This is a genomic window from Pleurocapsa sp. PCC 7319 (assembly GCF_000332195.1).
GTDB lineage: Bacteria > Cyanobacteriota > Cyanobacteriia > Cyanobacteriales > Xenococcaceae > Waterburya.
Window position 1 is genome coordinate 4794122 of sequence record NZ_KB235922.1, and the last position, 22726, is coordinate 4816847.

21 protein-coding genes and 1 pseudogene are annotated in these 22726 nt (G+C 38.4%); 12 read left to right on the forward strand and 10 right to left on the reverse strand.

The genetic code is table 11. The features are described from left to right. Positions 1-66 precede the first annotated feature (66 nt). Positions 67-675: a pentapeptide repeat-containing protein gene (locus PLEUR7319_RS0125865; protein WP_019508135.1), complete on the reverse strand. Its 609-nt coding sequence runs from the start codon at positions 673-675 to the stop codon at positions 67-69. Between the two features lie 119 nt (positions 676-794). Beyond that, positions 795-965: a photosystem II assembly protein Psb34 gene (gene psb34, locus PLEUR7319_RS40940; protein WP_019508136.1), complete on the reverse strand. Its 171-nt coding sequence runs from the start codon at positions 963-965 to the stop codon at positions 795-797. 296 nt (positions 966-1261) lie between these two features. Between psb34 and ftsH4 the strand changes: the two genes are divergently transcribed. Next, on the forward strand, positions 1262-3142 hold the full coding sequence (gene ftsH4 / locus PLEUR7319_RS0125875) for an ATP-dependent zinc metalloprotease FtsH4 (RefSeq protein ID WP_019508137.1): 1881 nt from the start codon (positions 1262-1264) through the stop codon (positions 3140-3142). Positions 3143-3661: 519 nt separating this feature from the next. On the opposite strand, the gene PLEUR7319_RS0125880 is transcribed toward ftsH4, so the two are convergent. Continuing rightward, entirely contained in the window at positions 3662-4039 is a 378-nt protein-coding gene (locus PLEUR7319_RS0125880; RefSeq protein ID WP_019508138.1) for a Fur family transcriptional regulator, read from the reverse strand. Positions 4040-4342: 303 nt separating this feature from the next. Here PLEUR7319_RS0125880 and purS point away from each other — a divergent pair, with 303 nt between their 5' ends. From purS to PLEUR7319_RS0125895, 3 genes are all read left to right on the forward strand, one after another. Next, positions 4343-4609 (forward strand): phosphoribosylformylglycinamidine synthase subunit PurS, encoded by a 267-nt coding sequence (purS, locus tag PLEUR7319_RS0125885; RefSeq protein WP_019508139.1) that lies wholly within the window; start codon positions 4343-4345, stop codon positions 4607-4609. Between the two features lie 132 nt (positions 4610-4741). Then, entirely contained in the window at positions 4742-5437 is a 696-nt protein-coding gene (gene purQ / locus PLEUR7319_RS0125890; protein ID WP_019508140.1) for a phosphoribosylformylglycinamidine synthase subunit PurQ, read from the forward strand. Between the two features lie 38 nt (positions 5438-5475). Continuing rightward, positions 5476-6381: a D-hexose-6-phosphate mutarotase gene (locus PLEUR7319_RS0125895; protein WP_019508141.1), complete on the forward strand. Its 906-nt coding sequence runs from the start codon at positions 5476-5478 to the stop codon at positions 6379-6381. Between the two features lie 279 nt (positions 6382-6660). Here PLEUR7319_RS0125895 and PLEUR7319_RS0125900 read toward each other — a convergent pair whose 3' ends face one another. Both PLEUR7319_RS0125900 and PLEUR7319_RS0125905 read right to left on the reverse strand, forming a co-directional pair. Continuing rightward, positions 6661-6915: a Txe/YoeB family addiction module toxin gene (locus PLEUR7319_RS0125900; RefSeq protein WP_019508142.1), complete on the reverse strand. Its 255-nt coding sequence runs from the start codon at positions 6913-6915 to the stop codon at positions 6661-6663. Continuing rightward, positions 6912-7166: a type II toxin-antitoxin system Phd/YefM family antitoxin gene (locus PLEUR7319_RS0125905; protein WP_019508143.1), complete on the reverse strand. Its 255-nt coding sequence runs from the start codon at positions 7164-7166 to the stop codon at positions 6912-6914. Before PLEUR7319_RS0125905 ends, PLEUR7319_RS0125900 begins: the two co-directional genes overlap by 4 nt. Before the next feature lie 174 nt (positions 7167-7340). Between PLEUR7319_RS0125905 and PLEUR7319_RS0125910 the strand changes: the two are divergent. Beyond that, positions 7341-7649 (forward strand): annotated as a pseudogene (locus tag PLEUR7319_RS0125910) (valine--pyruvate transaminase); the annotation flags it as partial. Positions 7650-7714: 65 nt separating this feature from the next. On the opposite strand, the gene lnt reads toward PLEUR7319_RS0125910, so the two are convergent. After that, positions 7715-9280: an apolipoprotein N-acyltransferase gene (lnt, locus tag PLEUR7319_RS0125915; RefSeq protein WP_019508145.1), complete on the reverse strand. Its 1566-nt coding sequence runs from the start codon at positions 9278-9280 to the stop codon at positions 7715-7717. Between the two features lie 181 nt (positions 9281-9461). Here lnt and PLEUR7319_RS0125920 point away from each other — a divergent pair, with 181 nt between their 5' ends. Beyond that, the gene (locus tag PLEUR7319_RS0125920; protein ID WP_019508146.1) at positions 9462-10010 is read left to right on the forward strand and encodes a Uma2 family endonuclease; all 549 of its coding nucleotides are present in this window, start codon (positions 9462-9464) and stop codon (positions 10008-10010) included. Between the two features lie 151 nt (positions 10011-10161). On the opposite strand, the gene argS is transcribed toward PLEUR7319_RS0125920, so the two are convergent. Both argS and PLEUR7319_RS38560 read right to left on the reverse strand, forming a co-directional pair. Further along, positions 10162-11919, reverse strand: coding sequence for an arginine--tRNA ligase (gene argS, locus PLEUR7319_RS0125925; protein WP_019508147.1), 1758 nt, complete (start codon positions 11917-11919; stop codon positions 10162-10164). Between the two features lie 234 nt (positions 11920-12153). Then, positions 12154-13719 carry a serine/threonine-protein kinase gene (locus PLEUR7319_RS38560; RefSeq protein WP_019508148.1) on the reverse strand — a complete coding sequence of 522 codons (1566 nt, stop codon included), beginning with the start codon at positions 13717-13719 and terminating at the stop codon, positions 12154-12156. A 140-nt stretch (positions 13720-13859) separates the two neighbouring features. On the opposite strand from PLEUR7319_RS38560, the gene PLEUR7319_RS0125935 reads away from it, so the two are divergent. From PLEUR7319_RS0125935 to PLEUR7319_RS43215, 3 genes are all read left to right on the forward strand, one after another. Further along, positions 13860-15149, forward strand: coding sequence for a TldD/PmbA family protein (locus tag PLEUR7319_RS0125935; protein WP_019508149.1), 1290 nt, complete (start codon positions 13860-13862; stop codon positions 15147-15149). A gap of 109 nt (positions 15150-15258) precedes the next feature. Further along, the gene (locus PLEUR7319_RS43210) at positions 15259-15453 is read left to right on the forward strand and encodes a four helix bundle protein (RefSeq protein ID WP_019508150.1); all 195 of its coding nucleotides are present in this window, start codon (positions 15259-15261) and stop codon (positions 15451-15453) included. Between the two features lie 22 nt (positions 15454-15475). After that, positions 15476-15631: a four helix bundle protein gene (locus tag PLEUR7319_RS43215; RefSeq protein WP_256380676.1), complete on the forward strand. Its 156-nt coding sequence runs from the start codon at positions 15476-15478 to the stop codon at positions 15629-15631. A 141-nt stretch (positions 15632-15772) separates the two neighbouring features. Here the strand turns inward: PLEUR7319_RS43215 and PLEUR7319_RS0125945 are convergent, their stop codons facing one another. Together PLEUR7319_RS0125945 and PLEUR7319_RS0125950 are read right to left on the reverse strand one after the other, a co-directional pair. Then, complete coding sequence (locus PLEUR7319_RS0125945; protein WP_019508151.1) at positions 15773-16816, reverse strand: hemolysin family protein; 1044 nt, start codon at positions 16814-16816, stop codon at positions 15773-15775. 58 nt (positions 16817-16874) lie between these two features. After that, complete coding sequence (locus PLEUR7319_RS0125950) at positions 16875-19817, reverse strand: glycerol-3-phosphate acyltransferase (protein WP_019508152.1); 2943 nt, start codon at positions 19815-19817, stop codon at positions 16875-16877. A gap of 205 nt (positions 19818-20022) precedes the next feature. On the opposite strand from PLEUR7319_RS0125950, the gene PLEUR7319_RS0125955 reads away from it, so the two are divergent. The 3 genes from PLEUR7319_RS0125955 to PLEUR7319_RS0125965 all read left to right on the forward strand — a co-directional run bounded on the left by PLEUR7319_RS0125955 (position 20023) and on the right by PLEUR7319_RS0125965 (position 22596). Further along, positions 20023-20607, forward strand: coding sequence for a transglutaminase family protein (locus PLEUR7319_RS0125955; RefSeq protein ID WP_019508153.1), 585 nt, complete (start codon positions 20023-20025; stop codon positions 20605-20607). Between the two features lie 439 nt (positions 20608-21046). Beyond that, positions 21047-21829 (forward strand): DUF1868 domain-containing protein, encoded by a 783-nt coding sequence (locus PLEUR7319_RS0125960; protein WP_026102783.1) that lies wholly within the window; start codon positions 21047-21049, stop codon positions 21827-21829. 152 nt (positions 21830-21981) lie between these two features. Continuing rightward, entirely contained in the window at positions 21982-22596 is a 615-nt protein-coding gene (locus PLEUR7319_RS0125965) for a precorrin-8X methylmutase (RefSeq protein ID WP_019508155.1), read from the forward strand. Positions 22597-22726 lie beyond the last annotated feature (130 nt).

Below are 22726 nucleotides of genomic sequence, written 5' to 3' on the forward strand. Positions count from 1 at the left end.
TGAACCATTTAAACTAGATTATGGACTGTTTAACTTTTGTCAAAAGTCCCCGATGTGACCCCTCTCTCACCAAGTCAATTGAACTTTATTTTTTGCTTCAGCAGGTAATATAGCTTCGTTTAGTTCTGCTCGTTCTAAAAAAGCCTCTTCTAAGTTCGTATTGCCTAGATTTGCTTGGCTTAGGTTTGCCCCCATCAGTATAGTTCCACTCAGATTTGCTCCTGACAAATTCGCACCACGTAAGTCAGCAAAACTGAGATTTGCACCTGATAAATCAGCACCTTGTAAATTTGCACCCATCAAACATAATAAACGCATGTCTGCATGATCGAACAATGATTGGGATAAATTGGCCTGCTGAAGATTTGTGCGAATCAGTAGGGCATGACTACATTTAGCATTAGATAAACTGGCGCAGCCTAAGTCTGTTCGCCATAAATTTGCTCCTGAAAGATTACTTTCCCTTAAATCAGCTTTGCGTAAGCTGGCACGACTAAGATTAATTTCCGCTAAATTTGCTTGCCACAATTTAATATCACTTAAATTGACATCGTTGAGTGAAACTCTTGTCAAATTGACTCGACTAAAATCACGTCTTCCCGATACATAGCGTTCTATAAGTTGGGAAGTATCAATTATCTTGGTCTTGAATTTATGTGGATGCAAATAAAACATTTAATCCAGGGCTAATGTGCTTGAAGAACTTGAGAGTAATATGTAAACAGTCTTTAATTAAACAACCTCGGAGGGGAGCCGAGGTGATGTGTATAAGTAAGATTTAGTTCTAACTCAATCTAGCTGACAACAACTGCAGTTAAGACTGAAGCTGTAACTACAACCAACGCGATCGCTCCCCAGAGTACATAACCGCGCTTTTCTTGAGAAGTAGGAGCTTCTGCATAGTACATTTGTGGCTCTTTAGCGAAGTTGTTCATGATGCCGTTTTCGTCAGATACAGTAGTCATAATTTGTTATTACCTTGTGTTTGTTAACTTATGTAAATAACAATATCATAATTGTTACATTTTGTTAACTGCACTTGACGAATTTAATTTTTGCTTAAGATTCTTTAGACTAATCAACACCAATTTTCTTGACCAACAGCTTAACTCTGAAGCGGATTGATCTAATTGCAACTTTTCAAGCCGTACTAAAAATTACGGATACTACTCCCTCTTCATCCAACATAAGTTTTGTAAAGAAAACTTACAATTATGAGTAATTAACAAAACACGCAACTTTTAATTAGAGTAAAAATATTATGGGCGTAAAAGATAGACCTCCAGGCTCGCGATCGCGTCTGATTGCCAATATCATTTTTTTAGTATCGGCACTATATCTACTGTCTAACCTGTTGTTTCCCCAGTTGTTTGGGAATCCCATTCCTCAAGTTCCCTACAGCTTATTTATCGATCAGGTAGATGATGGCGAAGTTGCAAGAGCTTCTGTAGGACAAAATCAAATTACCTATGAACTCAAAACAGAAGCGGAACAAGGGACAACAGTTTTTAGAACTAATCCTGTTCTGGACTTAGAATTACCCAAACGCTTAGAAGCACAGGGAGTAGAATTTGCTGCTGCACCACCACCAAAAAATAATTGGTTGGGAAGCATTCTCAGTTGGGTAATTCCTCCGCTGATTTTTGTTGGTATTTGGCAGTTTTTTATCAGTCGTAGTATGGGTGCGGGGGGTCCTCAAGGAGCCCTATCGATTACTAAGAGTAAAGCCAAAGTATATGTGGAGGAAGAATCAACTAAAATTACCTTTGATGACGTAGCGGGAGTAGAAGAGGCTAAAACTGAATTAACCGAAATTGTCGAGTTTCTCAAAACTCCAGAACGCTTTACAACTATCGGCGCACGTATACCCAAAGGCGTTTTATTAGTTGGTCCTCCTGGAACTGGTAAAACTCTCATGGCAAAAGCAGTAGCAGGAGAAGCGGGAGTACCTTTCTTCAGTATTTCTGGCTCTGAATTTGTCGAGTTATTTGTTGGCGCGGGGGCAGCTAGAGTTAGAGATTTATTTGAACAGGCGAAAAAGAAAGCTCCTTGTATTATTTTTATTGATGAGTTGGATGCCATCGGAAAATCTCGTGCTGGCAATGGTTTTGCTGGGGGAAATGACGAGAGAGAGCAAACCCTGAACCAGTTGTTAACCGAAATGGATGGTTTCGCTGCTGGAGATGCAACAGTAATTGTCTTAGCTGCTACCAACCGTCCTGAAACTCTCGATCCAGCTTTATTACGTCCTGGTCGTTTTGACAGACAAGTCTTAGTAGATCGTCCCGATTTGTCTGGTCGTCTCAAAATTTTAGAAATCTATGCTGCGAAAGTGAAATTAGATACAGAAGTCGATCTTAAACAAATAGCCACTCGTACTCCTGGTTTTGCTGGTGCGGATCTCGCCAACTTAGTCAACGAAGCTGCTTTATTGGCTGCTAGAAATAGACAAGAAAAAGTAACTCAAGCTGACTTTAATGAAGCGATCGAACGTATTGTTGCTGGTTTAGAAAAGAAAAGTCGTGTCTTAAGCGATAAAGAGAAAAAAATTGTCGCCTATCATGAAGTCGGTCATGCTCTAGTTGGTGCAGTTATGCCTGGAGGAGGGAAGGTTGCTAAGATATCTATTGTTCCTCGCGGTATGGCAGCTTTAGGTTATACATTGCAAATGCCCACAGAAGATCGTTTCTTAATGTCTGAATCAGAATTACGCGACCAAATTGCCACACTTTTAGGTGGCAGGGCGGCTGAAGAGATTATCTTTGGCAGTATTACTACTGGGGCATCAAACGATCTGCAACGAGCTACAGACTTAGCCGAACGCATGGTTACTACCTATGGCATGAGCAAAGTGTTAGGACCTTTAGCTTACGAAAAAGGACAGCAAAACAATTTCTTGGGCAATGGTGCCATGAATCCTCGTCGTATGGTGAGCGATGAAACCGCTAAAGCGATCGATTTAGAAGTAAAAGACATTGTGGAAACTGCCCACCAACAGGCTTTAGATATCCTGAAAGACAATCGCGAGCTATTAGAAACGATCGCACAGCAAATTTTAGAGGTGGAAGTAATTGAAGGTAGTAAGTTGCAAGACTTCTTAAATCAAGCTCATGAACCTGCAAAAGAAGCTCTAACTGTTTAATATCAATTTGAAAAATACTTGAGACACAAAAATTTTGTAAGGGCGAACGGCGGTTCGCCCCTACAGAAAATCTGTCTTATACCAAATAGAAACAAGAATACGACAAGCGATCGCCCAATTCCGTAAGGCGATCGCTTTTTAATTATCTTAAAATATCAATTTCTAAAAATACCTTTGTGCAATAAATCCTGGTAAGAGCGCACTCCATGCCTCTATCAACAAATTGTGATAACTAAAAACGTAAATAATATAATATTTTGCATTTACTAAAGCAAATCGAGACTATTAGACAATAATAAACAGAATCAAAGCGATTAGCATTACGCAATTAACTACGGTTAATTTTTCTTCCGACATCTCCAGATCTCCAATTAAATTAGTTGGTATATTCTTCAAGATAAAAAGTGATCGGGAAAGAATAGGGAAGAATTACAGTGAGTTAACTTAAAGCTTAAAGCTTAGAGCTAAAAATAAAAATATGTGAACGAAGCTAATCCACATAAAATGTATAGAACTAAATTAGTGACACTTTTGGCATAAGCCAAAAAACTCTAAGGTATGATAAAAAACTTTAAACTGATGAGACTGTTCTAACTGTCTTTCTAAATCGTGAACAGGACACTCATCAATAGGAATAGATACACCGCAGTTAACGCAAGTCAGATGATGGCGATCGCTTTGAATAGAGCTATAGACCGACTCTCCATTAGCTAAAGTGCGTACTTGAACCTCTCCTTGAATTTTTAAAGCTTCTAAAGAACGATAAACCGTTGCCAAGCCCATATCTTGTTTTCGATTTCGTAGTTCGATATAAAGGTCTTGAGCTGAAATAGAACGCTTTAGACTTTGGAGAACTGCCATTATTCGCTCTTGGGAACGGGTACGTTGCGCTTTCATAATTTGATTTTTTATCGAACCTAAGTATATCTTACGCGTAATCTAGATATATTTTACTGGGGTAAACTGAGAGATCGATATTTGAATTTAGTTAACGTCAGTTCGACAAAGTAGAAAAAAGTTAAAAACTGTACAACTTTCTAATTTCCAGATCTCTAAAATCCCTATTTTTTCGTTTAAACAAATATAACTCCTAACTCCGAATTCCAAACTTCGAACTCACGTTCAGTTATTTGGTACTTCTTAGCTATAAAATCAAATAGGTAATTTAGCTGTTAGTAATCAATAAATAATAAAAATTCTATGGCTAGCAAATATCATGCTCGTATTTATGTTACCTTACGTTCTTCAGTACTCGATCCAGCAGGAACGGCGGTAGAATCAGGACTAAAGCAGATGGGATATACCGAAGTTGAATCGGTCAGAATTGGCAAGTACATTGAATTAAAATTAACCGCAGCTAACGAAGATGAGGCTAAACAACATTTAGATGAGATGTGCGATCGCCTGTTAGCCAATACGGTAATTGAAAATTATTGCTTTGAACTAACTGAATTAGCGACAGCGTAAACGAGCGAAGCTCGTAGCTATAAGCCATAAGTCATAAGCTACAAGCTCAATTAAACCCATTAACTTAAAGCTTAAAGCTTAAAGCTTAAAGCTTAGAGCTTTTTTAGGTACTATCACCACAGGAGTAGATTAATGAAATTTGGAGTTATAGTATTTCCTGGTTCCAATTGCGATCGCGATATTTCGACGGTCACTCAAGGGCTATTAGCTGCACCAACCCGCATGGTATGGCATCAGGAAACAGATATTTCTGATTTAGACATTGTTATAGTTCCTGGGGGCTTTAGCTACGGTGATTATCTCCGTTGTGGAGCGATCGCACAATTTTCACCAGTGATGGATAGCATCATCGAACACGCTAAACAAGGTAAGTATGTCTTAGGTATTTGTAATGGTTTTCAAGTTCTAACAGAAGTTGGTTTATTACCAGGAGCGTTAATTCGCAATCGTGGTTTACATTTCATTTGCGATCGCGTCCCAATTAAAGTTGAACGCAACGATTTAATTTGGACACAAAATTACCAAGCTCAACAGATAATTACTCTCCCCATCGCTCATGGAGAAGGCTGTTATTATGCCGATGATGATACTTTGAAAGCTTTGGAAGATAATCATCAGGTACTGTTCCGTTACAGTAGTGTATCGGGGGAAATCAACTCCGCTAATAATCCCAATGGCTCGGCAAATAATATAGCGGGAATCATTAATCAGCAGGGAAATGTATTGGGGATGATGCCTCATCCAGAAAGAGCAGCAGATCGAGCAATTGGTAGTACAGATGGTCTAGCGATGTTTCAGGGATTACTGAATTCCTTGGCTGTTGCCTAGTATACTAAGCAAGAAAAGGCATAAATAGGTAAATCGAGATGAACATTGAGCAGTTGAACGCAGATTACGGCATTGCCAACAAAGTAAAGTTTGTATCAGGGCAAGGTGATTTTCCCCTCATCGAAATCAATAATGAATATGCCAAGGCTTTAATCTCGCTCTATGCAGGTCAAGTAATATCTTTTCAGCCTCTCGATCAAGCAGAGGACATGATGTTTTTTAGTAGTAAAGCCTATCATCAAGAGGGAAAAGCGATGAAAGGTGGGGTGCCAATTTGTTGGCCTTGGTTTGGTCCCGATCCAGAATCTAAAGGACGTTCCAGCCATGGTTTTGTCCGTAATCGTCTCTGGCAAATGAGAGAAGTCGGTACCACCCAAGATGGCGCAACTAAAGTAACTATGGGACTGGTAGATACGGAGGAAACTAGAAAAATTTGGGATTATGCTTTTGATTTAGCGATCGCCATTACTGTTGGCAGTTCTCTGACTATCGAATTAATTACCCGCAATACAGGAGAGCAACCATTTTCAATTACTCAAGCCTTACATACTTACTTTAAAGTGGGAGATATCAATCAAGTACAAGTACTCGGTGTAGAAGATAAAACTTATATTGATAAGGTTGATAGTGGTAAGCAAAAGACTCAAACTGGTGCAGTTACTTTTTCTGGAGAATGCGATCGCATTTATTTAAACGTACCCTCAGAATTAATTATTGATGATGCAGCATTCCAGAGAAAGATTAAAATTAAAACCTCCAATAGTAATACAGCAATTGTTTGGAATCCTGGAGCAACTATCTCAGCAAATATGGCTGATTTAGGCGATCTAGACTACAAAAATTTTGTCTGTGTTGAAACTGCTAATGCAGCTAATGAGGTAATTGAAGTTGCTGCGGGTAGTGAATACAAAATGGTCGCTCGATATGCTCTTGAACAGCTATAAGCTATAAAGTTTATTTAATACCGAACCTTTACGATTAGTTTAAGAGGCTGTAAGTCCCTCAAACTCTCCAACTGTTAACTTCTAAAGCGATCGCAAAATTAACAATCAACAACTGACAAACTAAAGTTAGAATAACCGATCAGTTGTTTTCTCTATCATTTATTAAGGTGATTATCAATGAATCAACTTGAGCGAGATCGCCTCTCAAAATCTAAGTATTGTCATCCTCTCATCGGTAAAAGCGAGAGTCTTCGGCAGGAAGAAAAGAGGAAATTCAGGTTAGTAATGAAATCGACACTGAGCAATTAATAACGAATCTTGCTCCACTGCATAAACTAGTCGATGTTCTTTGGTGATTCTTCTCGACCAAAAACCTGACCAATTATATTTAAGTGGTTCTGGATCGCCAATCCCCTCGAATGGATTTCTCTTTATATCTTTGATTAGTTTATTTATACGTTTGAGAATTTTTTTATCTGTTTGCTGCCAGTATAGGTAATCTTCCCAGGCTTTTTCGCCAAATATCAGCTTCATTCTTCAATTAATTCCCGTTCTGTTCCACCTCCAGAACGAAGTTCCTTGATCGCACTATCTAATCTATCTGCATTATTTTTACTCGACAAGAGGTGAAAAGTCGCCTCATAAGCATTAAAGTCATCCAAACTCATTATTACTACTGAGGGGGCATTTTGCCTCGTTACAATTAATGGGGTGCGATCTGCTTCAATTTGATTTAGATATCCAGCTAGCTTTCGTCTAAATTCTGTGTAGGTAACAGTATCCATAGTACAAAAATTGTGTCTGTACATATCATTGTACATATAGTGAGCTGGATTTAGCCATCACACCTTAAAAACTTTAGCTTGTGAGGCGATCGCACAATTAACAATCAACAACTAACAAGCTAAAGTTAGAATAGGCGATACAGTTGTTTTTTCTATCATTTAAGGTAATTATCAATGAATCCTGTTCTATCTCAATTTGGTGATCAGATGTCGCAACTAACGGGAGTTAGGGCAATTATGAAAGACATTATTGAAACCTTGAGCAATAGTGCAGGAAAAGAGTTTATCAATCTCAGTGCGGGGAATCCTGTCATTTTGCCAGAGGTTGAGCAGTTGTGGCGAGATTGTACTCAAGAGTTGTTAGACAGCGACGAATACGGTGAAGTTGTATGTCGTTATGGTTCGTCTCAGGGTTACACCCCCCTGATTGAGGCCATAGTGAATAATTTTAATGCTCGTTATAATTTGAATTTAAGCGATCGCCTCTCAAATTGAAAAGTCTTATGCAATAACCATATTATTTCTATTGAAAAGTATTTCAGAAAGGATTAAATATGTTTTCTATTTTCAGATTGGTTCTGTACTAAAAATCCCAATAGTCCGCTAAAAATGAGTAATGTCGGAGTTAACCAATCTCCCGAACGCACATATAAGTGTTTAGTTTGACGGCGATAAATTGTATGCTGGTGAATTACATATTGATTCATATCAGAGATCCAAAGAGTATTGCCATGGGGATCGACGATTGCTGAATAACCCGTGTTAGTCGCTCTGGCAGCCCAACGGTCATTTTCTATAGCTCGCATTACATCATGAGCGTGATGTTGAGCGGGCATTGCTTTACTATAATGAGCATTGTTTGATGAAGTGATGATAAACTCTCCCCCTGCTTTTGTTTGACGTTGGAAATGTTGAGGAAAAGCAGATTCGTAGCAGATAGCAACAATCGCTTTACCAAAAGGAGTATCAAAAATTTGATTTCTTTTACCTGGAGATAAATGAGCTTCTAGGGGAGAAAGACGATTAATAAAATCACCTAAAATGGATTCTAAAGGGATATATTCACCTAAAGGAACAAGTTTGTATTTGTCGTAGCGACTGTAGGTTTTTCCCTCACCAGTTACAGTAAATAAACTTGTATGATAACTGCTCTGATTTCTCTTCCATGCGCCTACCCAAGCAGGAACTTTCTCTGTAATTACAGCTCTGTAAAAACTAGAATTATCAATAATATCTGACCAATAAAAAGGTAAAGCTCCCTCAGGAGTTAGCACTACATCTACTCCTTGTCTAGCTAATCTTTGATAACCTGAAGTGTAACCAGTGATCGCTTTCTGCCAACCTTGAGAAAAGAGCTTGATTTCATTGGGAATATTGCCTTGAATAATGCCAACTTTTAATGGTGCTAAATTATCTTTGGCTATGGGTATTTGATAGAGAAAATAGCCCACTAAATGACTAGTGATTAAAACAAATAATGGAGAAATTAACAAGAATAATTTTGGTCTTAATTTAAGTGAACCACGCCAAAATAAAACAGCCTCCGCCAGCAATCCATTTACGGCGACAATCACTGCGGTAACGGTATTTTGACCAGATATTTTGCCTAATTGGAGAATAATTAAATTATGGGGACTCTGAGTATGGGCGATCGCCGACCACCATAAAGGACCATTGCTCCACAAGGTTTCTAAACCACACCATAAAGCTACACCAATTAATACTCGAATAAGACTTCCAGATAGCTGATTACTATCAATTTTTCGATTAACAAATGCAACTAATAGTGACCAAGTAACTGCTAATCCTACTCCCCAGAAAGTAATAAAGACCCAGCAGAAAATAGCAATTGACAAACTAGCCAACCAGGGGACACCCATCCAAGTCATCGGGTGAACTCCAGTAATCCAAAATAAGGCTAAACCGTAATAACCTACTCCCCAAGCAAGACCAAGAATAACTACTTGCTGGAGAGACTTTTGTTGTCTAATTAAAATCCATAAAGGAGCAAGGGCAATCCAGGCAAAATACCAAGCATTGCCTGGTTCTGGTGCTAGTCCGATCAGAATACCGCTAACTAGAGATATGGTAATTAATTTTATTTTTGGAGGCATCAGGAATTTATCCAAGTAATTAAATATGTTTTATTTTTTAAAGCTGATAGCTATATTTTTTCTTGTCCTATAGATTGTAATGACTTGAGCTAGAATCAAATAGTATCAAGAAGCTATCTTGTGGGTATTGTCTGAATTGCTCCCTTATTGCAATTATCGGTTATTTGAGCACGAGGTTTAGATGACTTTAATTACTTATAAATGGTCAATTGCAGAATGGCATGAACTGGTTAATTCTGGAATCTTGAAAGATAAACCTGTTGAATTGCTCGAGGGAGAAATTATTGAGATGAGTCCAGAAGGGATAGAACATAGTTTTACTAATCAATCCATAGCCGACTACTTAAGAGAATTATTTCAAGGTCAAGCATATATCAGGGATGCTCATCCAATTACCCTAGATAATTCTGAACCTGAACCTGACATTGCTATTGTCAGATTGCCCAAAGATATTTATCGTCAGCATCACCCATATCCTCAAGATATATATTGGCTCATCGAAATATCTAACAAGACCCTCAAAAAAGACTTAGAACAGAAAATCATTACTTATGCTCGTAATGGCATACCTGAATATTGGGTAATTGATTTAGTTAATCAAAAACTTTTCGTTCATACTCAACTTCAAGATAGTAAGTACCTAAAGGTTGTTGAGTATAAAACGGGGATAGTTGCCTCACTAGCTTTTCCTGATATAGAGATTGATTTAGAGCAACTATTACTATTTTGAATTGTTATTTTATAAGCAGTTTTCAATTGAATGGACTAGGCTTATAATTGGCTAGTTTTGAGCTATAAGCTATTAGCTATTAGCATTTAGATAATGATCGAGTTTAACTTTGTGTGGTCTACTCAACTGAAAAGTGCAGTAATTTTAAAAATTACATTCTCTCCAAAACATCAATCCCCAATAAAGACAAGCCCAACTTAATTGTACGAGCAGTTAAATCAGCCAAGATTAAACGAGATGTCCGTTGAGGTTCATCAGCTTTTAAAATTTCACATTGTTCGTACATCTGATTAAATTTTTGACTTAGTTCAAACAAATATAAACTGATACGATTAGGCAACAAGGTGGATTCTACCTCTTTGATTACTTCTTCTAACTGCAAGATATGTTTGGCTAAGACTAGTTCCGCTTCTTCGGTTAATACAATCTGTGTGTCCGTATCTAATTGAGAAAAATCGATATTTCCCTTACGGCTGATACCTTGAGGACGAACATAAGCATAAAGCAAATAGGGTGCAGTATTCCCTTTGAGGTCGAGCATTTTATCGTAGTCAAATTTGTAGTCAGAAGTACGATTTTGACTCAAATCGGCATATTTAACTGCGCTTAATCCGACTACTTCAGCAACGTGATTAATAAATTCTGGAGTTTCTTGCCTTCCCTCTTCTTGTAATCTAGTTTCCAGATCTTTCTTCGCTCTTTCTATAGCTTCATCTAATAAATCTTTGAGTTTTACTGTTTCACCTGAACGAGTTTTGATTCTTTTGCCATCTTTACCCAAGACAAGTCCAAAGGGTACGTGAACTACTTCTACTGACTCAGGTAAGATACCTGCTTTTTTAGCGACTTGAAATACTCCGGCAAAATGATTCGCCTGTCCAGAATCAGTAACATAAATAATTCTCGCTACACCATCTTCCTTGACCCGATATTTGAGTGCCGCTAAATCTGTAGTGGCATAGTTAAACCCGCCATCAGTTTTCTGCACAATTAAAGGAAGAGGATCGCCATCTTTATTGGTAAAACCATCTAGAAAAACACATTGTGCCCCTTCGCTTTCTTCGAGTAATCCTTTTTGTTCTAATTTACTAACAATATCTTCTAAAAAAGGATTATAAAAAGATTCTCCTCTTTCTTCCAATTTAATATCCAGCAAATCATAGATAACCTGAAACTCTTGACGAGATTGATCGCATAGCAATTTCCAGGCATGAAGGCTATCCTCTGCACCTGCTTGAAGATTAACTACTTCTTGTCTAGCATTTTGCTTAAACTCTTCATCTTCATCAAAACGGACTTTTGCTTTTTTATACAAAGATACTAAATCACCAATATCTAAAGCATTTGCCGTAGTCAAAGCTTCGGGATAGGCTTCTCTGAGGTAAGCAATTAACATCCCAAACTGAGTACCCCAGTCACCGACATGATTAAGGCGTAAGACATCGTAACCTCGAAATTCTAAAATTCTGGCGATCGCATCGCCAATAATTGTCGAGCGTAAATGTCCAACGTGCATTTCTTTGGCAATATTAGGACTAGAAAAATCTACAATAACTTTCTCTGTAGGTTGAACTTCAGGAATGCCTAATCTTTCGTCTAATTGAATTTTACGCAATAATTCTGAGATATAGTCTGGCTTGAGGGTAAAGTTGATAAAACCAGGTCCTGCAATAGTGGGCGGGTCACATTTATCTTCAAGCTGAAGATTGTCGATAATCGACTGCGCGATCGCCCGAGGATTTTGTTTAAGAGGTTTTGCCAGAGATAAAGCTACATTAGACTGGTAATCCCCGAATTTAGGATTATTTGTGGGCGCAATTAAAGGATCGGTAGCAGCTAATTCTGTGCCGAAGGCTACTACTAAAGCATGACTAACAGAGTTCTCAAGCTGTTCTAATATGGAAGTCATAATATTAATTTGTTTAGGCCAGAAGAAAATAACTACAGCCAATAAGCAGCTGTTCCCAAAACTATCAACCTATCATTAATTTAGCCAATTTACACCTTCATCCCTAATTATTTTGGCGACTCATATTTTTATTCGCAAAACTAAAAATTCAAAAATAAATTTGAATCCAATTTGACAACCTTGGGGCACTAGTGCAATTTAATCTAAATAACAGTTTATAAATACTCGCTTTATTTAGTGAAAATCTGCTTCCCAAACCGCCATATAAATACGGTCTTTATGATTGCGTTGAATAATCCCTCGTAAATTTCCCACTGTAAAATTATAAGTAGCTTTTTGACGCTGATATACGGCTTGTAGTCCTTGTTCGATATCATCTGTTAATGGTTTTGTGTTTAAAAGTGAATTGAAAATAGAGCGAACTGTAGCAAATTTAGTCGAAGGTGGAACTGCTACTTCTGCTTGACGTAGCTTTTTAGTTTGACTATCAAATATATACCCTAGATCGATTCCTTCTAAAACCACATTTTTATAATTCCAGGCAATACTATTTGCCCAAAAACCTGGTTTGCGCCAAACAGGTTCTCCCAAAGCCTGGAGAATATTGATTTCTGAAGTTCCGGGAATAAAAATTACCGCTTGAAGGGCATTGTTAGTAATTTCAACATTATTTGGAATTTCATTCGGAGTTTTGAAAATTGTCGGTTTGACATCATCGTCAGTGGTCAAAAAAGGTAACTTAGCCTGGGGCAAGTCTAAAAAATTTATCGGGGGTCTTTCATCTATTTTAGTAGTAAGATATCGCCAACTCAGGTAGACATTAGCAACAATCTGGATGCCAATGGTTAAATATAATAATGCATATAGACTGTATTTAAGTTTATTAGTAGCTATTTGAGTTAAACGAGACTTTTCCTTTGATGATTGCAACGCCAATCGCATATCTTTAGCTGAGCTAAACCGCTGACCATAATCAGGAGTGATCGCGCGGTCGATTACTGCCATCAGATTGTAGCTAAAAATAGTTTTTGCTTGCTGTTCAAAACTACTTCTGTTAATCTCAAACTCTCTGGTTTGAGGTGAATGCCCTGTCAGTAAATAAATTGCTGTTAAACCCAAGCTATAGAGATCATTGTTATAAGTTGTACAACCCATTGCTTGTTCTATTGACATATATCCAGGTGTACCAGCTATGAGTTTTGGCGATTGGCAAGTGCCAACTTCTTGGGTAATACCAAAATCAATTAGCACAGGCAAATTATCTTCTTTTCGTAAAATAATATTATTGGGCTTAATGTCGCAGTGAATGATTCCCAAGCTGTGAATACATTCTAGAACAGGTAATAAATTGATCAGAATGCTTTTGGTTTCCGACTCAGATAGTTTCTGTTGCTTAAGCAATTTTTGTTCTAACGTGATGCCTCGAACCCATTCTTGCACTAAATACAGACCGTCAGAGTCCTTAAAATAATCATAAAATTGACAAATTTGATTGTGCCGACCAGCAAGTTTTTTTAAGACTTCTGCTTCCTGCTCAAACATTAGCATCCTAGTCTGCTTTTCTTTAATCGGACAAAGATTAAAACATAATTGCTTAACTACATATTTTTGACATCGATTGACTAGGTCACTTGCTAAAAAAACTCGACTATAGGTACTTTTAGCTATTAAATTATGGAGATAATAGCGTCCATTTAATAATTTATTGGCATTGCATATGTGTGGGATGATATTGTGGCTGGGACTCAATTCATTCTTTGTGTCCCCATTTCCCTGTATTTCCGCATCAATCTTAACCATCCCATGATAATGCAACGCTAATTTATTGATTGAATTTATACTCAAGCTTGTCATATCTAACTTAATCGTAGCAGCATTTAGTTAGTAGCTGCTTGCACTTACATTTAATTAGTACACTGACAAAGCAAAATTAATTTTAAATGAACGAAAAACTAGAATCACTGCTTCAATTAGCCTCCGATCAAGGAGCAAGTCATGCAGAAGTTTATCAAGTAACATCTCAATCTCAGCCAGTATTTTTTGAGGGTAACCATCTCAAACAGCTAGAAAGTTCTCAATCAGTAGGTACAGCTTTGAGATTATGGTACGATAATCGACCAGGTTTAGCGGTAGCTTATGGCAATATCGAACCAGAATTGCTCGTGAGTAAAGCGATCGCCTTATCTCAACTTAACGAACCTGAAATCATTGAATTAGCTTCAGCACGTAAAGCTATTTATGATCTAGCTGGAGCGACAGCTTCTGTAGAAGAATTAGTGCAATTAGGAAATCAGGCAATCACTCGTGTACGAGAAGAATATCCTGAAGTAATTTGTTCGGCAGAGTTGGAGTCAGAACAAGAAACTACTACTTTGATTAATTCTCAGGGATTACATTGCCAATACAGCGAATCAGCTTTGAGTTACTATATCGGTGCCGAGTTGGTGCGCGGTGAAGATTTTTTAGGTATTTACGATGGAGAATATAGCAAAGAGAAACTAAATATTGAGCTAGTAACCGAGCAAATTATCCAGCGTCTAGATTGGGCAAAGGTTAATATTACTCCCCCTCAAGGTAATGTCCCAGTATTGTTTACTGTTAATGCTGCTACCTTACTCTGGGATACGGTTTCATCAGCTTTAAACGGCAAAAGAGTTCGAGAAAAATCTTCTCCTTGGAGTGAGCTAAGACAAAAGCTAGTTGTCTCAGAATTGATTAATCTTTCACAGCGACCAGAGCAGCCACCTTATGATTGTCCTTTTGATGATGAGGGAATGCCTACCCAGAATTTAGACCTGATTAATCAAGGAGTATTAAATCAATTTTATTGCGATCGCACTATTGCCAGGGAATTAGGTCTCGAACCTACGGGTAATGGCTTTCGTCCTGGGTTAGATAGTTATCCTAGTCCTTCTTTAGTGAATTTAGTAGTTGCCCCAGGTAATGATTCTTTTTCGGAGTTGATCGCTAAATTAGATAATGGCGTTATTGTCGATCAGATGTTGGGTAGTGGTGCTGATATTGGCGGAGATTTTTCCGTAAATGTCGATCTGGGTTATCGAGTTAAGAATGGTGAAATAGTGGGGCGAATTAAAGATACAGCGATCGCGGGCAATGTCTATCAAATTTTGCAACAGGTCATTGCTGTGGGTAAGGATGCTAACTGGAATGGTTCTTGTTTTACTCCTTCCCTAATTGTGGAAGGGATTTCGGTAGTAGGTAGTAGATAACGAAATTAACAGTGGAAAAAAGTAGTTTTTCCCTTGTTTAAGTAATGAGTAATAAGTAAATACCCATTACTTATCAAGTAAAATTGAATTACCACATTCTTTTTTACTCATGATTAATCATAACGCAAATATAAGTATTCAAGAAAGAACAGAAGATTTTGCCATAAGAGTTGTCAAAGCTTATTCTGAACTAAATAAAAGACCTTTTGACGACGCAGCTAAGATCTTGTCCAAACAATTTTTGAGAAGCGGAACATCAATAGGAGCTAATTGTTCAGAAGCTAAAATATGCACAATCGACTAAAGATTTTATCAACAAGTATTCTATAGCCTTAAAGGAAGCTAATGAAACTCTTTATTGGATAAAAATAATGATTAAATCGGCGCTAGTATCAAAATCAAGATTTCAAAAGATGATAGAAAAAAATGAAAGAATTATTAAGATATTAACAGCTTCAATCAACAAATTGAAAGAAAAATAATTCACTCATTACTCATTACTCATTACTCATTACTCATTACTCATTACTCATTACTCATTACTCATTACTCATTACTCATTACTCATTACTCATTACTCATTACTCATTACTCATTACTCATTACTCATTACTCGTTACTCGTTACTCGTTATTAATTCCACGAGATTTAAGTAGACGCAGGCGTTTTTTGCGGGCAATTTCTTGCAAGTCTACATTGCGGTCAGTTTCATCGACAATTTCCCCAGTTAACACTTCTAAAACATCTTCTAAAGTGACGACTCCAGCCACTCCGCCATATTCATCTAACACCACTGCCAGGTGTTCTCTGTTTTCCTGAAAGACTTTGAGGAGTTTATCGGCGCGATTGGTTTCAGGAACAAAATGCACAGGACGTTGCAGATTGTTGATTTGGCGATCGCCTTTGCCTTCAATCATTGCCGTGAGTAATTCATCCTTCAACACTAAGCCGGTAACATTATCAACAGTATCTTCAATTACTAGAATACGAGTATGTTGAGACTTAATAATCTCCTCTTGGCATTCATTCAAAGTTTGGTCGCCCTTGAGGTAGGTAATAATAATTCTGGGGGTCATTAAATCAGAAGCATTAAGGTCATTTAGCTGAAATACCCTTTGAATCATTTCTGCTTCGTCATCTTCAATTACCCCTTCCTGATAACCAATATTAGTCAAAAATTTAATTTCTGCTTCGTCCGTAGTGGGAATTTTTTGACCTTGGAGAAAAGGTGCCGTGACGTGTTCTACCAACCAAACCAAGGGAGTAAAGATCACTGTCAGAAACTTAATTGGAATCGCAATAAATAAACTAATTGGTTCTGCATAACGTTGACTCAGAGTTTTGGGCACAATCTCCCCAAAGATAATAATTAAAAAGGTTAGAATCCCGGAAAAAACACCTAACCAAGCATCACCTAAAACTTTGGTCGTTAGACTACCGATAATGATGCTGCCAACAATATTGAAAATATTGTTGAGAATAACAATTGTGGCGATCGGTCGATTAATCTTCAGACGAATGCTTGCCAAGGCTAAAGCAGCGGGTTTTTTAGATTGAGCCAATTGTCTTACCTTAATGGGGGAAACCGACAATAATGCTGTTTCCGCCCCCGAACAAAAAGCCGAACCCAGGAGGACTGTGGTGACGACAATAATCAGAGCAAGCATATAATAAAATATCTATTAAACATTAATATAGTTCATAAATCGCAGCTTAGATTATTGTTTATGGCAGTATTTCCACAATTCCTGTCTGACCATTAATCCTGACTTTTTGACCATCTTGAAAAATTTGAGTAGCATTAGCCAGATCCATAACCGCGGGAATGTTGTATTCTCTGGCAACAATTGCTCCATGAGACAGTCGACCACCCACTTCTGAGATTAAGCCACCTGCGCGAGCTAAAATTGGTGACCAACCTGCGTCAGTGTAGGGAACAACAATGATAGTCTGTTTATCAATTTGAGTAGCTTGTTGAAGACTAGATATAACTCGAACTACTCCTTCTATCTGACCAGTACTAGTACCAATCCCCTGCATTTTTTGCTGAGGATCTAAAATTATGGGGGTTGTCCAAACCGAAGCTTCTGGTTTCCCGTAGACTAACCTAGGTACCTGAGTTAGTGATTTTTCTCTGCACCATTTTTCTGTTCTCTGCTCAATTAGTTGAGGGAGTTGTTTAATAAAATCAGGCTCTTTATTCTCTGTAATCAAAATGATTTCTGGCAATTTCAGGAGGAATATATCTCCAGGCTGATTAATTAAATTACTATTTAACCACTGTTGTTCTAATGCTAAAAAACTCCAGCGTAGATTTGCTAGTAACTTATTATATATTTCTCCTACAGTACCTTTGAGGTTGAGTCTTGTTTGTACTAACTTAGCTTGCCAAGATTGAGCAGATGTTTTGGCAGATGATTGAGCTTGTCTAGCTCCATGAGCGTCAAAGAAAAAGCGAGTAAACATTTGTCTGGGGATACTTGGTTTATCTCGCCAACGGGGAACAGCAATATCGGTTGCCACTTCACTAAGATAGCCGTATTGGTCTAGCCAGAGATTGAATCGCTCAATAATACTGGCTCCTTCATTATTTTCGGCAATGTGGGCAAAAAGAGAAGCACTAGAGTCGAGAGTAATTTCTTCTGTAGACAGTAATTTTCGAGTTTCTGATGCTACGTCTGCCAAGGAACTGGCTGCTTTTATTTCTGGAGTTTGACTTTGATCTAGTTCTGTTTCCTCTACCTTAAAAATTGCCTGACGTATGGCTAAACTCAAAGGAGCAAGAATGTTATAGTAGGTAGCTTTATCAAGTAATTCTAAAATTGTCTTAATTCTGTCAATAATTTCTCTAGGAGATAATTCATCAACTGCTTGTGCTTCCAGCTCAGATAAGATGGGAGCAAAAATCTTTTGGCGATCGCGCTCAAAATGTTTGACTAAGTTCCACTCCCTTTGTGCCAACCGCCACAGTCCAGGTAAGTTTTTGATGGTGGACATTAAAGGAGGTTTGCTGAATTTTGCTCCTCTAGTTAAAAATTCCAAACTTTCTGGCGGCAACCCCATGCGACGAAAAATTGTCCCTAAAAGAGTGACATTAAAATAGGCACTAGCAAAATGGAGGGTGGCAGTCTCTTCAAAGTTTAAGTCTTTAGCGCGAGCGCCCAGAACGATGGTAAATAATTTTCCCCAAACACCACAAGTTAGAGGTTGGTTAATTGACCAAGTTAGTGGACGAATTTTACCAGGAATTACTTCAGCTGCAATCCGTCGTGTCCAGAGAGGTTGGAGAGTAGTAATGGGACGTACCTGTAGCAGCCAGATCTGTTCACCGTCATAAGTCCACTCAATGTCTTGGGGAATACCTTCAAACAAGTCTTCCATTTCCCTGGCGAGTAATGCCACTGATTCGATGATTTCTTGGGGAATAACTACTCCATTGGCATCATCACGAACATTTTCTTGGAAGACGGTGATTGGTTTATTATCCTGATGTTCCGAATCTAGAGAAGCTTCAGGAATAACAACACGATATCTTTGGGGGGTATATTTACCTGAGACAATTTTAGTAGCTCGACCGGGAAGGGCTTCGATCGCCACAGCATCGGTTAGATGATCGACAGGATCGCGACTGAAGGCAACTCCACTATATATACCCTCAATTTGTTTTTGAATTAAAATCGCCATCGAATTATCTGCTTGGCGATTATGACGACGATACTCAATGGCGTTATTTTGTAGATAGGAAGTTTGGCAGTCGATGATCGCCGACTGTAATTGTTCTCTGCTAGTCACATCTAGAATACTGTGATACTGTCCTGCTGCTGAGGCTGTTGGAGAATCTTCTCCGATGGCAGAAGAACGAACGATTAAGGGAGATACAGCAGAAGGCTTTAGTTTTGCCACCAAGGTTTTGGAATCGTCTCCGGGACGTAAAATCCAACCGTCGGCAATAGGATATCCTTGTCGTTTGAGTAAGGCAAGATTGGCTGCTTTGGAGCCTACCTGATTCGGATTTAACTTACTGTCTAAAGTAATAATATTTTTGTCTCCCTGAAAAAAACGAAACAGATTACTAGTGTTCGCTTGTCCTGAACTGCTGGCTAAATCTAGATCATCTGGAATGTTTTGATAAATCCAAGCCAATAGACTAGCTAGAGCAAAAGTGGCGATCGCATATTCTGGTTGATGGGGATTGCGCAACCCGATAATTACCACTAACAAGACTAAGGCGCCATATTTACCTAACAGGCGATCGCGAATAATCGTAAAACTAATCAAACTAATCAACCACACTATGCCAGCGGCGATCGCATCATGAGCCACGATTCCCCAGACAGCATTGGTTGTTCCCGCACTTTTTCCCATCCAATAACGTCCGAGTACCACGGAAATTATGGCTATAATCTCCCAAACTGAACCTGTAGAGAAAAAAATTCTAGCTAATAATACAGCGATTATTCCTTTAGCCGCTTCGGAAACTACAGCACAAACTCCTGCCAGCTTCCCACCATGATAAAAAGCTGCTGACACTGAAATATTTCCAGTCCCTAGCTTCCTTAGCTGACGACCAGTAAGAGTGTAAGTTATCCAGTCTATAAGGGGTAGCCCGCCCAGAAGAGGACAGATTATGAAAACAGTTAGGGAACCCCAAATTGGTGTCAGGTTCATGGGCGTGAATTGATGCTCATCTCGATAATATAGATGTTCTCCTGAATTCGCTAGGCTAATAATTTTATTGATAATTGTATCTATTTTGCCCAATCAAAGATCATTAAGCACTAGAAATCATACTGTAATCAAGATAATAGATTAGTTTCTCTGATACATCAGACCGGTTGGGGCTAAATTAGCGATCGCTCAATACAATAATTATATGAATAAATTCTTAGCCAAGACGACAGTAATTGATTGGCAACATCCTGATATTCTGCAATTAGCTCAAAAACTAGCAAGTTCTGATATTAATACAACTACCAAAGTATGTTTTGAGTGGGTTAGGGATAATATTTACCATAGTAGCGACTACAAAATGAATCCCGTTACCTGTCGCGCATCAGAAGTTTTACAATACAAGACTGGCTATTGCTTTGCCAAAAGTCATCTTTTAGCTGCGTTACTCCGTGCTAACTCAATCCACGTAGGTTTTTGTTATCAGAGGTTGAGTGTTTTTGATAATGGCGCACCCTATTCGCTTCATGGGTTTAATGCCGTATATCTACCTAAATATGGTTGGTATCGTCTAGATGCACGAGGAAATAAAGATGGAATTGACGCTCAGTTTAACCCACCCCAAGAACAATTAGCCTATGGAATTAATTTTCCTGAAGAAATAGACTGTCGGCATATTTTTGCGGAACCTCTAATTCAAGTAATTCAAGCTTTAGAAGAGAATACCACTTGGGAAGAGATGTTACATAATTTACCTGATGTAGGGCGTGATTATCTAGCTAAATTTTAAGTTACAAATTTTGGAATAGCTCTAGTTTCAGGCAATCAGGTAAAATAACCAATAACCTAAAATTTAAAAAAGTCTTAAGGGAGATATTCAATGGGCGGCGTAATTGCTTTTTTATTCATTATCGGCTTATACACAGGAATTGCTCTTGGTCTTTACTTTGGGCTCCGCAAATTTAAAATCATTTAATCAGCTATTAACTAATACATTGTAAGCATCGTCTCCGTGGCGGTGCTTTATTCTTGGGTCAAACAATTTCTGATGATTAGACAGCTTGAAATCCTGTTGGGATTGACAAAATCAATATTCTTTTGACAATTGGTTTATCAACCAATTTTTGGTTTTAACGGCACAATAAATATAAGAAACTCAATCAATAACAACGTGATTACTATCCCGTCATGTTTTTGAAGGAGCATAATTGAATTAGAGGTGAGTTAGATTGGACGAATCATATCAAGACTACATAAATCGAGTTGCTAGATTAACCTTACCCAGTGCTTGTTCAATGCAACTGCAAGCTGTTCAAAAGTCTCCTAAATTTAACGACGGCAAAGCAGCATCTTTTCCAGGCTATAGTGTGATTACCCCACTGGCAGTAGAAGATGCAGATAATAAAGTTTTTTATCGACAAGTAGAAACCATACAGCAAAACTTGTCTCAACAACTAGAAGCAGATTTTTTTATCCCTCTACCACCTGACAGCTTTCACTTAACCATAGCCGATCTCATTTGGGATGATAGCTATCGTCAAGTAGTTGCCGCGAATTCTAATTTTGACCAAAAGTTACGGCAACAAATTGCCACTAGTTTCCAACAATATTTGGATTCTACATCCAATCATAAACCACTAACTTGGCAATTATGGGGAGTTGTCACTCGACCTAGAGCAATTATGGCTAGTTTAGTTCCGAAAGACCAAGAAAGCTACGAATCAATAATTGAGTTACGCCGCGCTATATATCAAAATTCAGGATTGATTGGTTTGGGGATTGAACAGCAATACGATTTCACAGCTCATATTACTCTAGGATACTTTGGTGATATTCCCCAAAATTTAAATCGAGATCACCTATGTATTGTTCTGTCGCAAATCAACGATCGCCTTGTAGAAAGTGAACTACCAGAATTTCAGATCGAACAGGCGCAATTGCGTAAATTTGACGATATGATTAATTATCATCGTGAACCTGATTGGGCTACAGTTAATTTTGGTGATTATTGATTACTGATTACTGATTACTGACAATATGTAATAGTCAGGATTAAGAATTAAGGATTATTGATTGTCAGAGCTTTCGAGTATCTAAACTGATGGGTTTATTTTTGCCTCAGTGAATTAAGTTATTGATAAATTAACAGTTTGTGTCAAATTCAGTGAATTTAACCAGTAATTTAAACCATCCAATTGTTGAGCAAAGTTTTGCAATTATTGATCGTGAGGTTGGAGAACACGATCTCGGCTTCCAGAAATATGCGATCGCCAGACGGGTGATTCATGCTACGGCTGACTTTGAGTATCTTAACTTATTGCGATTTAGTCCTCAGGCGATCGAGTCGGGCATCGCTGGTCTTAAGAAGGGTCTGCCGATTGTTACCGATGTGACGATGGTCAAACAAGGAATTTGCAATTTAGTCGCCAAAACATTCAATAATCCCGTCATAGCTGCCATTGAGCAGGCATCGATAGCCGATCCTGGCAAAACTCGTACCGAAACAGGTTTAATTAGATGTTGGGAACAATATCCCCAAGCTATTTATGTAATTGGTAATGCACCCACCGCCTTACTGGCTCTTTGCCAGCAGCTTTCAAATTCCACAACTATCCCAGGATTAATCATCGGTGTTCCCGTAGGTTTCGTATCCGTAACCGAAGCTAAACAGACTTTGGCTAAGTTAAACGTACCGCAAATCCGAGTTGAAGGTAGAAAAGGTGGCTCTCCTGTAGCTGCTTCTATTTTGAATGCGCTGCTGGTTCTGGCGACACAGTGATTAATTGGAGTTCGGAGTTCGGAGTTCGGAGTTCGGAGTTCGGAGTTCGGGGTTCGGAGTTCGGAGTTCGGAGTTCGGGGTTCGGAGTTCGGAGTTCGGGGTTCGGAGTTCGGAGTTCGGGGTTCGGAGT

Bases quoted from the DNA above. Each gene is read 5' to 3' on its own strand.
- PLEUR7319_RS0125865 (WP_019508135.1), bottom strand. From the start codon at position 675: ATGTTTTATTTGCATCCACATAAATTCAAGACCAAGATAATTGATACT.
- psb34 (WP_019508136.1), bottom strand. From the start codon at position 965: ATGACTACTGTATCTGACGAAAACGGCATCATGAACAACTTCGCTAAA.
- ftsH4 (WP_019508137.1), top strand. From the start codon at position 1,262: ATGGGCGTAAAAGATAGACCTCCAGGCTCGCGATCGCGTCTGATTGCC.
- PLEUR7319_RS0125880 (WP_019508138.1), bottom strand. From the start codon at position 4,039: ATGAAAGCGCAACGTACCCGTTCCCAAGAGCGAATAATGGCAGTTCTC.
- purS (WP_019508139.1), top strand. From the start codon at position 4,343: ATGGCTAGCAAATATCATGCTCGTATTTATGTTACCTTACGTTCTTCA.
- purQ (WP_019508140.1), top strand. From the start codon at position 4,742: ATGAAATTTGGAGTTATAGTATTTCCTGGTTCCAATTGCGATCGCGAT.
- PLEUR7319_RS0125895 (WP_019508141.1), top strand. From the start codon at position 5,476: ATGAACATTGAGCAGTTGAACGCAGATTACGGCATTGCCAACAAAGTA.
- PLEUR7319_RS0125900 (WP_019508142.1), bottom strand. From the start codon at position 6,915: ATGAAGCTGATATTTGGCGAAAAAGCCTGGGAAGATTACCTATACTGG.
- PLEUR7319_RS0125905 (WP_019508143.1), bottom strand. From the start codon at position 7,166: ATGGATACTGTTACCTACACAGAATTTAGACGAAAGCTAGCTGGATAT.
- lnt (WP_019508145.1), bottom strand. From the start codon at position 9,280: ATGCCTCCAAAAATAAAATTAATTACCATATCTCTAGTTAGCGGTATT.
- PLEUR7319_RS0125920 (WP_019508146.1), top strand. From the start codon at position 9,462: ATGACTTTAATTACTTATAAATGGTCAATTGCAGAATGGCATGAACTG.
- argS (WP_019508147.1), bottom strand. From the start codon at position 11,919: ATGACTTCCATATTAGAACAGCTTGAGAACTCTGTTAGTCATGCTTTA.
- PLEUR7319_RS38560 (WP_019508148.1), bottom strand. From the start codon at position 13,719: ATGGTTAAGATTGATGCGGAAATACAGGGAAATGGGGACACAAAGAAT.
- PLEUR7319_RS0125935 (WP_019508149.1), top strand. From the start codon at position 13,860: ATGAACGAAAAACTAGAATCACTGCTTCAATTAGCCTCCGATCAAGGA.
- PLEUR7319_RS43210 (WP_019508150.1), top strand. From the start codon at position 15,259: ATGATTAATCATAACGCAAATATAAGTATTCAAGAAAGAACAGAAGAT.
- PLEUR7319_RS0125945 (WP_019508151.1), bottom strand. From the start codon at position 16,816: ATGCTTGCTCTGATTATTGTCGTCACCACAGTCCTCCTGGGTTCGGCT.
- PLEUR7319_RS0125950 (WP_019508152.1), bottom strand. From the start codon at position 19,817: ATGAACCTGACACCAATTTGGGGTTCCCTAACTGTTTTCATAATCTGT.
- PLEUR7319_RS0125955 (WP_019508153.1), top strand. From the start codon at position 20,023: ATGAATAAATTCTTAGCCAAGACGACAGTAATTGATTGGCAACATCCT.